This window comes from Mesorhizobium sp. 1B3, assembly GCF_050958605.1.
Classification (GTDB): domain Bacteria; phylum Pseudomonadota; class Alphaproteobacteria; order Rhizobiales; family Rhizobiaceae.
This window is the reverse complement of sequence record NZ_JBJHDO010000002.1, coordinates 504,081-517,814: the sequence shown is the minus strand read 5'-3', so window position 1 is coordinate 517,814 and position 13,734 is coordinate 504,081. Positions and strand designations below refer to the sequence as shown.

General features: G+C 58.0%; 14 protein-coding genes and 1 pseudogene. 5 read left to right on the top strand and 10 right to left on the bottom strand.

Translation table 11 applies throughout. The features are described 5' to 3' along the window. Positions 1-38: 38 nt before the first annotated feature. Positions 39-566 carry a hypothetical protein gene (locus ACCO56_RS07565; RefSeq protein WP_433639198.1) on the top strand — a complete coding sequence of 176 codons (528 nt, stop codon included), beginning with the start codon at positions 39-41 and terminating at the stop codon, positions 564-566. Between the two features lie 684 nt (positions 567-1,250). On the opposite strand, the gene ACCO56_RS07560 is transcribed toward ACCO56_RS07565, so the two are convergent. Continuing rightward, a complete protein-coding gene (locus ACCO56_RS07560) occupies positions 1,251-1,448 on the bottom strand; it encodes a M48 family metalloprotease (protein WP_433639814.1) in 198 nt (65 codons plus the stop codon). 251 nt (positions 1,449-1,699) lie between these two features. On the opposite strand from ACCO56_RS07560, the gene ACCO56_RS07555 reads away from it, so the two are divergent. Beyond that, on the top strand, positions 1,700-1,864 hold the full coding sequence (locus tag ACCO56_RS07555; protein ID WP_433639197.1) for a hypothetical protein: 165 nt from the start codon (positions 1,700-1,702) through the stop codon (positions 1,862-1,864). Between the two features lie 45 nt (positions 1,865-1,909). Here the strand turns inward: ACCO56_RS07555 and ACCO56_RS07550 are convergent, their stop codons facing one another. The 3 genes from ACCO56_RS07550 to ACCO56_RS07540 all read right to left on the bottom strand — a co-directional run bounded on the left by ACCO56_RS07550 (position 1,910) and on the right by ACCO56_RS07540 (position 6,538). Beyond that, positions 1,910-2,524 carry an autotransporter domain-containing protein gene (locus tag ACCO56_RS07550; protein ID WP_433639813.1) on the bottom strand — a complete coding sequence of 205 codons (615 nt, stop codon included), beginning with the start codon at positions 2,522-2,524 and terminating at the stop codon, positions 1,910-1,912. Positions 2,525-2,797: 273 nt separating this feature from the next. Continuing rightward, a complete protein-coding gene (locus ACCO56_RS07545; protein WP_433639811.1) occupies positions 2,798-3,352 on the bottom strand; it encodes an autotransporter outer membrane beta-barrel domain-containing protein in 555 nt (184 codons plus the stop codon). Between the two features lie 123 nt (positions 3,353-3,475). Beyond that, positions 3,476-6,538: a TrlF family AAA-like ATPase gene (locus tag ACCO56_RS07540; protein WP_433639194.1), complete on the bottom strand. Its 3,063-nt coding sequence runs from the start codon at positions 6,536-6,538 to the stop codon at positions 3,476-3,478. Positions 6,539-6,726: 188 nt separating this feature from the next. On the opposite strand from ACCO56_RS07540, the pseudogene ACCO56_RS07535 reads away from it, so the two are divergent. Further along, positions 6,727-6,804: pseudogene (locus tag ACCO56_RS07535) on the top strand (DUF6429 family protein); the annotation flags it as partial. A gap of 104 nt (positions 6,805-6,908) precedes the next feature. After that, positions 6,909-7,940 (top strand): IS630 family transposase, encoded by a 1,032-nt coding sequence (locus ACCO56_RS07530; RefSeq protein ID WP_433639192.1) that lies wholly within the window; start codon positions 6,909-6,911, stop codon positions 7,938-7,940. 399 nt (positions 7,941-8,339) lie between these two features. Here ACCO56_RS07530 and ACCO56_RS07525 read toward each other — a convergent pair whose 3' ends face one another. The 5 genes from ACCO56_RS07525 to ACCO56_RS07505 all read right to left on the bottom strand — a co-directional run bounded on the left by ACCO56_RS07525 (position 8,340) and on the right by ACCO56_RS07505 (position 11,393). After that, on the bottom strand, positions 8,340-8,483 hold the full coding sequence (locus ACCO56_RS07525) for a hypothetical protein (protein WP_433639190.1): 144 nt from the start codon (positions 8,481-8,483) through the stop codon (positions 8,340-8,342). A gap of 47 nt (positions 8,484-8,530) precedes the next feature. Further along, entirely contained in the window at positions 8,531-9,181 is a 651-nt protein-coding gene (locus ACCO56_RS07520) for a hypothetical protein (protein ID WP_433639189.1), read from the bottom strand. A 2-nt stretch (positions 9,182-9,183) separates the two neighbouring features. Beyond that, positions 9,184-10,344, bottom strand: coding sequence for a toll/interleukin-1 receptor domain-containing protein (locus ACCO56_RS07515; protein WP_433639188.1), 1,161 nt, complete (start codon positions 10,342-10,344; stop codon positions 9,184-9,186). Then, on the bottom strand, positions 10,341-10,943 hold the full coding sequence (locus tag ACCO56_RS07510) for a TIR domain-containing protein (RefSeq protein ID WP_433639186.1): 603 nt from the start codon (positions 10,941-10,943) through the stop codon (positions 10,341-10,343). The genes ACCO56_RS07515 and ACCO56_RS07510 overlap by 4 nt, the downstream gene beginning before the upstream one ends. A 72-nt stretch (positions 10,944-11,015) precedes the next feature. Continuing rightward, positions 11,016-11,393 carry a TIR domain-containing protein gene (locus tag ACCO56_RS07505; protein WP_433639810.1) on the bottom strand — a complete coding sequence of 126 codons (378 nt, stop codon included), beginning with the start codon at positions 11,391-11,393 and terminating at the stop codon, positions 11,016-11,018. Between the two features lie 576 nt (positions 11,394-11,969). On the opposite strand from ACCO56_RS07505, the gene ACCO56_RS07500 reads away from it, so the two are divergent. Beyond that, on the top strand, positions 11,970-12,611 hold the full coding sequence (locus ACCO56_RS07500) for a hypothetical protein (protein WP_433639184.1): 642 nt from the start codon (positions 11,970-11,972) through the stop codon (positions 12,609-12,611). A gap of 7 nt (positions 12,612-12,618) precedes the next feature. On the opposite strand, the gene ACCO56_RS07495 is transcribed toward ACCO56_RS07500, so the two are convergent. Further along, positions 12,619-13,179, bottom strand: coding sequence for a hypothetical protein (locus tag ACCO56_RS07495; RefSeq protein WP_433639182.1), 561 nt, complete (start codon positions 13,177-13,179; stop codon positions 12,619-12,621). Positions 13,180-13,734 lie beyond the last annotated feature (555 nt).

Here is a 13,734-nt window from a genome sequence, read left to right as displayed (position 1 = left end):
ACGGTGAGTGCATCAGCACGCTACAGCAGTGACGGACCATGAGTAAACTTGCGGCCGCTATCGCTGGATTGCTGCTGTCCATCGGCGTCGCAAATACGGCCGATTGGAGCAGCTATTCGAATGCCCGTTTTGGCTATCAGATTGACGTTCCTCCGGCGTTCTCCAAAGTGTCGGAAGCCGACAATGCTGACGGCGGTGTTTCGAAAGCGAGAGATGGCCGGGGCACGCTACGGGTTTGGGGCGGACACATCACCGAAGCTGATTTCCAGAGTGAAGTGACCTGGCGGATCAGACAGGATCTGGCAAACGGTTGGGAGGTCACCTACCGCAAGATACATCCAGCCTGGGCAAGCTGGTCCGAGACGAAGGGCGATCAGGTCTTCTATCAGAGCGCCGTCGCAGCCTGCGACGGTGCGGCTGCGTATTTCCGACTTGAGTACGATCGAAGCCAGCTGAAAGCATTTGATCCCGTCGTCTCTCGACTGGTGAATCGCTGCGAAGCCGTACCTGCTGAGGCCGATAAACAATGCAGGACCGCTATGCTGGCGACATCGGCGACTTCGTGAAACTGGCCCTCCTTCGCCATCTCTCAGCAGGCCGAAAGCTTGGAATCGCTTGGTACCTTTACCCCGACGAAGGCCACAACGCCGACGGCAAGCACACGAGCTATCTGTAGTCCGCTGCCCGCTGGCGGCATCTAGATCCCGAACTCTTCGACGCTCTCGGCACTGTCGTTGCTAACAGCCGCAGCGTTCGTGCCCTCGAACAGACGGGAACGATTGATGGCAGCTTCTCAGGCGAGTTGCTGACGAACTCGAGCATGCCGTGGCAATCCAGAGCACCTTGGAGAACGGGGTGGTTCGGCCGCGTACTCACGGATCTCCGGGAGGCCGATATCGTTTTCGCCGACCTAGACAACGGCCTTGTTGACGACAGCCCAAATCGTAGGGGGAAGAAGGTCTTCGGCAAGCAGATGCCAATCTCAGAAGCGAAGGCGCTCGCGAACGGTCGGATCGCGGTGATCTATCATCACAATACTCGGCGAGATGGTGGCCACGATGCTGAAGTTGATCACTGGATCGGCCAGCTTGGAGAAGGGACAATTGCTGTCAGGGCGACTGCATATAGCTGCCGAACCTTTCGTCTTGAACGCGGACCAGATTGTTCGATATCGAGCTGCCTCGTTTTGCGAACGATGGGCCAAACATGGTGTTCGGCTGCACGGCTCCCAGTGAGCAGCTCCCGTCAAATCATTGATTGCAGCTCTTCGCCCTGTCGCGATTTTCCCATCCCTCTTTGATCGCTTGGATCCTGTCGACTTTGGCGGGGTGCGAACGGGAAGGCCGTTCGTCGAATATAACTGCCATCGTCAGAGCATCATCAAGCGACATCCCCGCGTTTTTCATCGCTGCCGCCGCGAAGCGGTCGGCTTCGAGTTCCTTGTCGATCGAATAACTGGATTTGTCGAACGCGCCATCCAGATCTCCACGTTAACGACCAAGCGGGGCACCCCGCCTCCGAACCGCGTGATTTCTGCGGTCAACGCCATCTATGATGCCGCCCGGGCGCACCTCGACGTCGTTCCTTTCCGGAGAGCCGCTAGCTTGCGTTTAGGCATTCCCTAATCGACAGCGAAGCCTTGGCGAACGATCTAGAGACCTTCGCAAAAGCTGCCGAAGGCAAGCCGAATGCCTACCCCATGGCGATCAAGAACGTCTGGGAACTCGCCGAGTCGGTCTACGAACATCTTGAGCGACCGGAGGAGGTGCGTCGATGCCAGTTGGCGTCGGTCGAGTTGACCATCGCAATGAAGAAGCATGTGCACCATCAAGAACTGAAAAATCCGGACGCATTCAAGGCGTAGGCCGCTTTTGGCGGTCTTTGCCACCTAATGCCGGATCGCCGGCAATCACCACGTCATTCTGAGCCCGAGACGGCCTTCCAACGCTTCCAGATCCGTACTGCTCGGGCCTGTCGTGTAGTCGACATTCGCGTAGATACCGGTCGAGACGTTGAAATCGGCCGTCAGTCCGACGCCAAGCTCCAGCGATGTCGCTTCCCGCTCCTGGGTGAGCGATACGGTGTTGTAGTTCACCGCATCCGTTCCGGAGAACACATGCCAGATATTCGCCTTGGCGAATGGACCCAGCTGGACGTCATTGACGAGATATTCGCCCACCAGACGCCCGCCCACCCTGCCGGTCACCGCGTCGATATTGTCGAAGCTGATGGTCGAGAACTCCTGGACGGAGCAGCCGAGATCCTGATGCTGCCAGATCAGCTGCGCCTGCGGCTCGATCTGCCATGCTTCCTTGAGGTTGAACGGAACACCACCCTCGATGGACGCCGCGAACTCCGTCCCATCGAAATCGTCCTCGAGCTCGCGCAGGGAGCGGGCCTCCGCGTCCAGCCATGAATACATCAAGACTGTGTCGAGATAGGCCGCGTTCGGCCAATGATGTGTCCAGTAGGCGCCGACGCTGTAGCTGCTCATTTTGAGATTGCCGACATCAAGGTCGGGGATTGCTCGGGCAAAGCCTTCGACGTCGCCGCTGCGCGTCCGTAGCTGGCAAACAGGCCAAAGACGTCGCGCTGGCCGTTTTCATGCTCGATCAGGTGTACCGGCAGGCCTGGAAACCCCAAAGACTGCCGTCGAATGTCGCATCCAAGGCACCTTCCCAAGACTGATCGTGGAGGATGCCGAAGGTGCGCAGCCATGCTGCCTCGAAGCCACCGTTGCGACGCGACCAGGCCTGCTCGCCCTACCTTTCGTGGAAGGTTCCCAAAGTGGCTCGCGTCAGGGCGCGTCCGACGTCCTGCACCACTGAGTGGGTGGGGACTTCCGGTTGATCGAGCGGCAATTGCCGTCGTCATCGGCATCGCCGCCGTTGTCGCCATCCGTGCTGCCGTCCCCATTGCCGTCCCCGTCTCCGTCGCCATCGACGTCGGGACTGTTATTGTCACCATCATCCCCGACCCCGTCCCTGTCGTCGTCGTCTTCCACATCGCCATCGCCGTCACCGTCAATGTCGGTGGCGTGAGAAACCAGGTACCAGTTGTTCTCTGTGCCGGGTGACGTTCCACCGCGCACCAAATGGTATTCATACGGTCCGGCGGCGACGACATTGCCCAGGACAAAGGCACCATTGCTGACGCCGTTGATGTCTTGGTCGACCAGAATGCCATCTGCGGTCGTTAGGTCACCGGGCCCGCCGACATTGGTCACGAAAATGCGGGTGAGGCCCGTCTCGTTCCCAGTCACGATCAGGCGGTCCGATGGCGCGCCGTCACTGGCGAGGACGGTATTCAGCAGCAGGGAGCCACTATTGCCGTGACATTCGGACTCTGGGATACCTTCCGCAATTTCTGTATGCGGTTGAGGCAGCTGTCCGCGGTGGCTAGACTAACGATCGAACTGTCAGCAGCAGCGCACGTGTGCAGGATATTGCATTGCCCGACATGTCGACGCCAACTCTCAATGGTACTTCTGCCCTCTATTGTCGAAGGCCACCTTCGTCCCCTCGAGCACATCAACTACCGCACGGTTGATGATGCCCTCTTCGATCGAACCCGAATTGTAGGAGATGCACGCACCGTTTTTTCTGTCGAAGGTGGCGTGGATTATTTGCTCGGCGTCACACACAACGGCAAGGTTGGGGTTGTGTGTGACCATGATGATCTGGCGTGATTTCTTTGCCTCGTTAAGCACCGGCACGAGCAAGCTCACCACGGTTTCGTTGTCGAGGTTCTCCTCGGGCTGGTCGAGCACAATGGGGTTGCGACCCTTGTCCACAAGTAAGTAAAAGATCAAAAGGAGGGCGCCACGCTGCCCCGGCGATAGTTGCTCGATCTGGGTATCCTGGAACAGCAACGTATATTTTGTTTCGAGATACTCAAGACCGAAAAGGTAGCTGTAGACGTCTGCCGGGCCCTTGTCCTTGCGCATGAGGGAGCGAATACCGGGAATGCGACCACCGGGCTCGGCGCTATCGGCTAGCAGAGCAGCGATGTCTTCGGCGAACCCGATTGCATCAGCTACGGTCTCAAACCGATACTTTTCGAACCGGCTCCGTATGGCGGAATAGCTCTCGTCCTCTCCGCGAAGCTCGCCCTTGCTCTGCTTGATTGCACCAAACAGATTTGTCGCTATAGCGTCCGGGGAGCCGAGAAGCTTGGCCTGGAATTGAAGCTTATATTCTTCGCGGATCAGTGCATTATCCTGTATGAGGCGCTGCAGTGGGGTAAACAGCGCCTCACGTGCGGCACGTTGCTCCTCAAGTACGCCGAAGATTTGGCTGGTGATCTGTCGTCTCGACTCGTGCCGTTGAGCCAGAAGAGCCGGTAAATCGTCAATCTGAGCGAGGCGAGCCTGCAGGCCCTTGAGGCTTTCCGGCTCGGTATCTGACCCCTCAATCGTCTCGAGCGCCATTTGCCAATCCTTCAGGGCCAGAACGAATGCCTGATATCTCTGTTGCGGTTCGTTCAGCTTCTGCGAGAGCCGCTCCTGCTCCTCAGCGAGCGCGGTCTGCGTTGAGGCCGCCTCTTCGGTCTTCTTCACAATCTCGTCGTCACTGGCCGCAAGCGCCTCCCGATGTACCTTCAGCAGAGTGCGGTTTACACTCAGAGTGACGAGGTCTTCAGATGTCAGGCCGACCAGAGCGAGGTCGTCGGCGATCTCCGCGATGAACGTCGTGAACTGCCTTTCCAATAAGGCTAAACGTTCGTCGATGCCGCGAAGAGACCTTTGCTTTCTTCCGATGAGCTGGCGATCCTCGCCGGCCTTCTTGCTTTCCACCGCAATCGTATGCAAGCTCGCAGCAATCTCCGCTAGCCTGTCGCTGGCCTGCCTTTGATCCGAGGAGAGCTGCTCATTTGGCGGCTCGACGGCTGCCGGCTTGATCGCATCGTGCTCTTCGATCTGCTTAGTCTTCAGCCTGATCTGCTCCTCGAGGTTCTTTCGAACATTCGGGTGAAGCTGATCTTCGATGCTGACAATCTGTTCGTTTAATGCGCGCAGTGACTTGCGGAGCTCATTCACCCGGGCCCGGAAAACGCTCTCCTGCTTTTCGACCAACTGGTCAAAGCTAAGGGCGTCAAGGCGGACATCCTTCGGAACGTGGGAAAAAATGACGTCTCGAAGCTCCTTCTCGAATTCGTCGGTCTTACCCGAAACGTGGTCATTGCAGAGGGCTTCGAAACGCCCCTGGGGTATGTAGCGAACGAGTTCGACGCGTTCGACCGATGGATCGTCGGCAAGCCCCATCACGCTCGGATCGCCTGCGAGCCATGAGAGCTCTCCAACGAATTGCCGAGCGGGCTCGCCAGCTTTGCCGCGGAAACGATCCCGCTTCAGAAAGGAGAAGTGCGCGCTCTGTTGAGAGTTGCCAAGCAGCGCAATGACGTCGGCCAGCGCGCTCTTCCCGCTTCCCTTGTTGCCGATGATCGCGATGAGATCGGGATTCAGGAGGATTTCCGTTCCGTGCAGCCACGTATCAGTAAGCGGGCTGCCGTTAGCTTTGCTGACACGAATTCTGTCGATGTAGAATGTCTTGTTCTGGCTGATCCGCTCCAGCTTCGGCGGCCGCTCTCCGAGAAAGGAGCGCTTGGCCGGCTCTTTGAGCGCCTGAAGCAATCCCTTCCAGGTTGGATCAGCCTTGATCCAAGTGCGCTTCCCGGATGGGAAGTCGCCGTACCCGCGCTTGTCGTTCGTGCCATCTCCACGGAAGCAATGGGCGTCACTGCCGGAAATAGCGAGCCGATGTACACCTTTCAGCGCAGCCTGAAAATTTCCGAGCCAGTTCTTGTTGCGATCGGTTTCGATCCCGCAGAAGGCGGCCCACTTATCTGGATCTCGCGTCTCGAATATCGGTGAAGATTCGAACAGGCCCAAGGCATAGGCGTAATGATCGGACCACTTCACCGAATCGAGCCCGTCATTGGTGGAAAAGGGCATAAAGCCGAGTGCCCTCCCCCCGGGAACAAGACGGATTGCCTCCTTGTAGGAGTCGACATTCACCTCGGCGATTTTGCAGCCGGCTGCCAATGCCTCTTCCTCATCCGAGGCGACCTTCGTCTTGTCAAATCCGTGTTTGATGAGCTTGTCGGCTCCTGCGTAGCGGGCATATTCGATCAGCGCATTTGGAGAGAGCGGCTGATTGATGAGCTCAAGCTTCAAGCGAGACAGAAAGTCCTTGAGATGCTGGTCGGGGGTCTCGTTTGAGAAGAGAACGTGCGCGTTGAGCCGGCCCTCCATTGGAGCTGCGAGGCGCAGCTCTATGCCTGGGAAAACCGCCTTCTCGAGGACAGGCGCTCCGCTTTGCGTCAGCCTTGTCTTCAACGCAAGCCAGCCGTCGAATGACCAATAGTCCATCAAACCGAACGCGATTGGCGGCGCCTCGTTCAGGGCGCGGATCATCTCATCAATAAGGTGAGTGTTTCGGTCCTTGTCGGCTCCGAAACGCTCACCGTTCCAATGAAATGATGCCGGCGAGTGGACATGCAGATCCCACTCGCGCCACTCCGATCCCCTCGAGTACATCCCTGCCCCACCCCCATGCGTACGACTGTACCGCAGTCGTAACGTTGCTTCATTTTCTTTAATCTGATTCCGTAGCCCCGGCAAAAGGCTCCTGCTCAACCGGGGGATCTTCTTGGCAGTGAGCTGAACTCCATCGTAGCCATCCGGTCTGGGCCGCGGCAGACACACGTTTGTGCTAGATTGAGCCCATGGATATCGACACGGACGAGATCGATGATGCGGTCCTGGCGTTGCTCTGGCTGACGCTGCACAATGAACGCTGTGCCTGAAGAGCTTCGTGTGCGCCTTGGAGCTTGCGGCTCTCATCTAAAGCATGTCGCCTTTGACGTGATTCAAGATTCCCATTGAGGCTAAAGCGCGATCATTGCGGTTGAAGGAGAACCGCGATGGGCAGCCATTACCGATGGCGTTGCGTGTGCGTGTTGCTGGGTTTGTTGACGAGGGCCATGGACACCGGGAGGCGGCGCGGCATTTCCGTGTGTCGCCTCGATTCGTGAACGAGTTGATGAAGCTGCGGCGGGAAACGGACTCTGTGGAGCCGCGCCGCCAGGGGCATGCGCCGTGCGGGGGCAAGCTCGCGCCGCATGCCGCCTTTGTGCGTCGGCGCATGGCGGAGGCGGGGGAACTGACGCTGGATGAGTTGTGCGTGGAGTTGGCGGCGCGCGGGGTGAGCGTGCACCGTTCCAATGTCGCGCGCCTGCTGCATCGTCTCGGGCTCAGCCACAAAAAAACTCTGCAGGCCAGCGAGCATAAGCGCCCTGACATCCGTGAGGCGCGCGATCTGTGGGTGAGGCGGCGCAAGCGCTTCTTCAACAAGGCCTTGCCGCGCCTGGTCTTCATCGACGAAACGTCGACCACCACCAAACTGACCAAGCGCACCGGCTGGTCACCGAAAGGCGCGCGCTACAAGACGCATGCCCCCTTCGGCAATTGGAAGACGCAGACCTTCATCGCCGGCCTGCGCTGCCATGGCCTGACCGCCCCACGGATTGTCAATGCCCCGATGAACGCCCGGCGCTTCGAGACCTGGATCGAGACCCAGCTGGCTCCCGAACTCCAGCCCGGCGATGTCGTCATCCTCGACAATGTCGGGTTCCACAAGAGCGAGCGGGCGGCCGAACTGGTCCGCCAACGCGGCGCTTGGATGCTGCTCCTGCCGCCATACTCGCCCGACCTCAACCCGATCGAGATGGCCTTCTCAAAGCTCAAGGCGCTGCTTCGCAAGAAGGCGGCCAGATCCTTCGACGCCCTGTGCGACGCGCTTGGCGACATCTGCCATCTCTTCGAACCCACCCAATGCCGCAACTTCTTCAAAACAGCAGGGTATGGGGTCGATTCAGTGCGACACGTTTTAAGTGCGACACGCTTTAGCAAGCAGGATGCAAGACGCATTGGCCGCTAGGCCAATTCCGTGTGGATCATTTTTTGGCATTGGCGAGTCGGGCTCGGCTTTGGTTGAGCCTGTAGATTTCGCCGTTCATCACATGCGACTTGCGCTCCATCCATTCGCAGCGCGCCAGTTCCAGCACCATCATCTTGTTCAGGCTGTGGGATAGCCTTGAGGTCAAATCTGTCCAGGCTCTTCACTGGGGGAACTTCGCCGATTTTATCCGGCGCTCCACCGGTGAAAAGGAAACCCTTCTTCACCTACATGCTCGACAAAGGCGAGGAACACGTTGCCGTTCATGGCGCCGCCGTAAACGAAGGTTGGCCGAGCCGGAAGACGTTTTTTTTGGTTGTACCGCCCCCCGGGGAGGTACATTGGGAAAGAATGCACTCCGCCCCGGAGACTGATGATTGGCTAGAACTTCCCGACGATATTGAGGAACACGCCCTCGTTGCCGAGGGTGAAGTCGCGCAGGTCGCCGGAGAACCTGCCAGAATTGTAGCCGACCCCGACCTGGAAGTTGTTGCCGAGGTGCCGGTAGACGGCGGCCAGCGCCATCGCCGAGTTCCGATCAACCTCGGGCCACCTCAACTAACTGCCTTACCTTAGTTGCCGCGTCGCCAATATCGTTCCTCAACCGCCGTGGGCTGTTCTGCCGGTACTCGATACCGTTCCTCCTTAACGGAAATGTCGAGGTGCTCATGGAAGAGCGCGACATAGTCTCGATTAAATTGGAAATCCGAAGGAACACCGCCCATGATTTTGGCGACTTCCAAAGATGCGCCTCCTGTCGAAGTGACAGGAATAACTCTGGCATCCGGTTGGAATTTCCTGAACATCTCGTATTCGGCCACGACCCCGCCCATACCGCCGATGAACACTGCAGCCCTGAACTGAGTTTCGGTGAACATGCGTTCGCGCATCAGGCTCAGACTCGCTTCCCGATCCCCTCTAACGTTTGCGGTGAGAACGACGTTCTGGAAGCGCTTGTTGTCCTCCGGGAACTCCTCCTTGAACACCTCCGACTGATACAGGGTGACCCATTCGGCATAGTCGACGCTCATATCTTCGCACATGACGAGGATCATCGGGGTAATGGCCGGATGTCCGCCCCAGACCAGCGGTCTCCGCCCCAAGGTCACGTAAGCAAGTGCCGAGACCGCGGAGGTGATCGCCACGATGTCGGCTGTTTCCGCATAGGCGGGGCCACGCTTCGGGTCGGGAACTCCTGCCGATAGGAAGATTGCTTCAGTCATGATCAATCGTCCATTCCAGCCAAAGCCCAACCGGCCTCCGCAACCCGGATCGCCTTCACGGACTTGATCTGTTCGTCCAGCCAGGCAAGATGCTGGATCCAAGCATCCCGGATTCCGACGTGATCGTAAACCAGCACAGGGGCCTCGCCCTGTTCTGCCTTCTTGGCTTTCGAGGCTACATCGTTCAGGGCTTCCGCCGAAGGGATGCCGACGATCGGATATGCCCAGACCAGCCGTTCGTTCAGCAGGCGCACGGCAATTGCCCGATGTGCTCCGATCGCTTCAATCGAAGCTCCGATTTTCTCGACGTCGGCCCTAAATTTGCCAGTTATGGACATGTATCGGGCTGCAATGCTCCTGCTCCGAAGTCGTTCCACACGCAGAACAATGGACTCAGCGATGGCCTCGACGATCGGCCCCTCTTGCCCAAGAAGCTCTTCGGGATCCAAATAAACTGACTCTGCCATGTCAGTGAGCATTGTCGGCGTGTGTTCGGGCCATATCACGCGTATGACCTGAATTTCTTTCGCTCGGGCTCTGCCAATTTCTTGACGCGTCCATCTGCTCGCGGAATATGAAGGGGTGTCGAGCATTACCATGACATCAGAATCGACGAGGCGATGCCACAGGACGTCCTGGAAAGGATCTCCGGGACGAATATCATGGGTGTCGAGGAAGACGTCGAAGCCGCGCGAATTGAGAAGATCGTGAAGCTGCAAGGCAGCGGCCCGCGACTCCGTTCGTCGATAGCTGACGAAAACCCGACGCTGGGGACGGAGCAGCCCGACGCACTCGAGAACGGCGGACGACAATTCGGTCAGATTGCCATCGTCGGGCCGGCGCCTGAGGCCATTCGCAAATTGCAAGACCTTCGGGATCAAGGCGCCGAAGTCTTCCGTATGACCCACGGTCGGGATTACCGGCATGCTGGCGGCGACCAGTTCCTCCACCTGCGCGAGTTCGGGATGTCCCGCGCGCCCGAAATATATGGCTGCGAACGCGTTGCGTCGATCGCGGCCGCCAACGGACTGGCCATCGTGGATCAGAATATCCTCTCCAACCGATAGGCCGAAGTCGGCAATCATCTCTCCGATGGTCGTGGTGAGCCTGCGGCGTTCTTCGCCTGTCGGTTGCCCCAAGATCGCGAGCTCGTAGAGGCTCATCGGCCGGCAAGCCCTGCGGCCGTTTCGATCCAGCCGCCGATGTTCTTGTGACCGTTTTGCTGCGCATAGTCGTAGCTTTGGCAATGCTGCGAGAGCTGCACGACGGCAGTGGATGTCGGGGGGGCAAACCAAAGGTCGCCTTTAGGTATCGCAAGCGTGTAGTCGGCGTACTTCACCCACTTGTCGTCCTTCCATTCAGCGAGATAGATTCCTGTGTCGGTCTTGTAGAGGCCCATCTGCGCCAAGGGGTCCGCACCTTTCGTCGAAGTGTTGCCGTTCTTATCCTTGACACCATGGACATGCACAGTGAGTAGGCCGTTTCCCTTGATGACGCTCCGCGCGATCTCATAGCGGACCCATCGCCGCTTCCAGGTGTCCGTGCCGGTAAGTACGCAGGTCACCGAAGTGTTCTCGAGCCCTTTCCGAAGAAAGGTCTTTAGTGAGTCGTCGTTCTCGCGTTTCGACGCTTCAAAGACGCTGCTATCGAAGAAGCCGACGTCGATCTGATCTGCGGGCGAGATCACCCAAGAATTGCGGACGATCCAGGCGCGCCAGACATCCGGCGTGTAATGAAAGGAAAAGAATGTGCGTCTCGCCATCGGCTAGTTTCCATTTTCAAAGGTGACCATCACTAAACTGAAGGGAGCGCCATCAAGGCGTCTGGTTTCCGCTCAAGCGGTACCCGTTTCCGGCCGCGTCGAAGTGGCCGATACCGCCCGAGCTAGTTCATCAAGATGACGGTAGAGCTGTAGGTATTCGTTCCCGTGGGTGACGCCACGGGCATCCCTCGTTGGAATGACCAGGATTCGGTTCAGATCCTTCACACCGTCGGCATATCCAATTTCCCATGGGCACCAGCGGCTAGCCATCGAGTTTTGGGTAGCGAGGAAAAAGAACATCTCCAGGTCACGAATCTTACCCTGTATCTTCTCGGCAGTCCGGCGGTCAGGTCGCTCCGGCAGTGTATTGTCCTCCCAGTCTAGGTAGATTTGCCAGCCCTTCCGATGCAGATAGCCCTGGAGACCCTTTGCGAGATCGGCGTGGCTGATTTTTTATAGTTGAATAGCTTGCAGAACTTCGAATATTGCCTTGATCGATCGCCATTGTTTCCCCACTCCCTAAGCTGGAGTAAGACTTGCCCGATTCTCAACCGTTAAGCGAGTCCGGGGCTGCGGCCAGCAACCAGACGAAGCCGATCGACGTTCCATGGTATCTATGAGCATTGGTGCGAGCGCCCCGGATACAATTCGTGGGGCGGTTGGGGCTTCGAGCGCGGCAGAACCACGGTGTGGTATTGCTTCGAGCACGAAGGGATGGCGACACTGACGCCAGGCCGCCGAAGATAACGCAGCGAATAGGTAGCCGACACGCGCATCGCGAGCCATTCGGTGGTAAGGCCTCCCCAATATCACCGGAAGGAACTCCAGGAATGGCGTGGAACTCACCCAACGACGTGGACATCTTTGTTGGCGAACGTATCAGAATGATCCGCACGTCGATGGGGCTGAACTAGTACGATTTGGCCGTGCGCCTCGACGTATCTTATCAGCACGACCACGCCGAGACGGCTTCCTCTTATGGGTAAGGTCGATTTGCCTATACCCACGGTCCAGCAAGTCGCCCGGATGGCGCCCGAACTGAATGCCTGGACCTCAATGGCCGCCCAAGCCTATGGCATCTATGCCGGCGTCAATGAGGCCTTGAAAATGACGCGCGGCAAGCACGCCGTGGCTAAGCACCGCGCAGAAGAAGTTCGCCAAGAGATGATCATGATGACGCTGATCCGGCTATTCGCGGTCCTGGATCGGCAGTCGGAAGTATCGCTGCAGTCTGCATACCGGTTTCTCAAACAGCCGAATGCCTTGGATGAAGTGGCCCGATGTTACTCCGGCGGCCGAGAGGCTGGATCGGGTACCCTGTCGACATGCTCGGTGGCGCTGGACAAATTTCTTTCGGTCTACCGGGCCGTCGATTTCAAGAGCTTCGGCCGGATTCAGTCGTTCCGGAACGGCCAAATCGCGCACATCGTCTGGCCAGATGCGGAGAAGGCCAAGATCACCTACTCCGAAGTGGAAGCGATGATGCGGGCGTGCTGCGACATGGCGGGCCAGTTGACGCTAATGACCTCCGGCCTCAACGACTGGCCCGAGGAACGCCTCGACGAGGCACATCGGGAGGCTTATGAGTTCTGGTTAGCAGCGATTTTGGCAGATGCAGACGGGCGACTGAAAGTCGGCGACATCGCGGCAGTGAGCGATCATTCCTAGTCTTAGTCTAGGTCTCGCTTCGCCAGTCAGCAGCATGCTCGCTCAGCCAGTCAGCCTCCTGCTCGCTCCGCCAGTCAGCCGCTTGATCGGCTTCGAAATCCCGCATGTAGCTCTCTCTGTCCCATAGGTAGGAGTAGGCGCCGCCGAAATAGTTGGCGATGCCACGCATGACATCTCCGAGTCGAGCAAGGTCAATTGCTGAATGTTTCAGATCGATCGGTTTGCCCTTCTTGTCGAGATGGTACCGGAAATTGAATGAGCCAGGGTCGATATCGTCAAACTCGGCGATGATCGCAGCCATATGCGGGAAGGCTTCGTCCCTATCGGCGATGTCGAAACCGTCGCAGATCTGCCGGTACTTTTTCCAGAGCTCGCCGAGGCTATGGTTTTTTCGATCAGGCGAGATCCCGGTTCTCGGTCCGTACGTCTCAATCAGTTCCTTTAGCGACAACTCGATCATGTGACGATATAGGAAAACGATCGGATAAATTAGCAACTCATCGTCGCGGCGCGCGCTCAGCGCCTTGGCAATCAGGTGCGACGCCGCCTGCTCATATCCGTCGATCATGTAACGGAGCCGATCCCCGGGCTTTTGCTGAATGGGCGTGTGATTACCCGTCGGCGAAGGTGCAAACAGAACATCGCCGTCTGTTGGCCATCGTATTGGCGGCGGGAGTATCTTGGTGAAGTTGGCCATTGACGACACGGAATGGTAGCGAACTCGTTGAACCTACTAGTGTCGGCTACCGCGCACCAGCGGCAATATTGCATCGTCTACTCGGCAGCGAGTGCCAGCCGAACGCCGGGCCCGCCTCCGTTCTCCAAATGAACTGGAGCCCGGTGGTTCGACCGCGGCTCGAAGTGCGTTCATTGTAGACTGCTTGGCATCTGCGCCATTCTCGATTCGCGTGAAGGTGTTTGCCGTGACGCCGGCTTTCGCAGCGAGATCCCTAAAGCATTTCGCAGCCGACCGGATTCGGTCGGAGTCGCGAGAATGCGGCAAGAAGAAATACGTAAAGCGTGTCTCCCGAATCCGATTGCGGGCGACATGCTTTTAACTCCCCGGCCCAGAGCTGCCCTCGCCGTTTTGATCTGAACCGGCTTAATTTGTACGTTGTCCAGT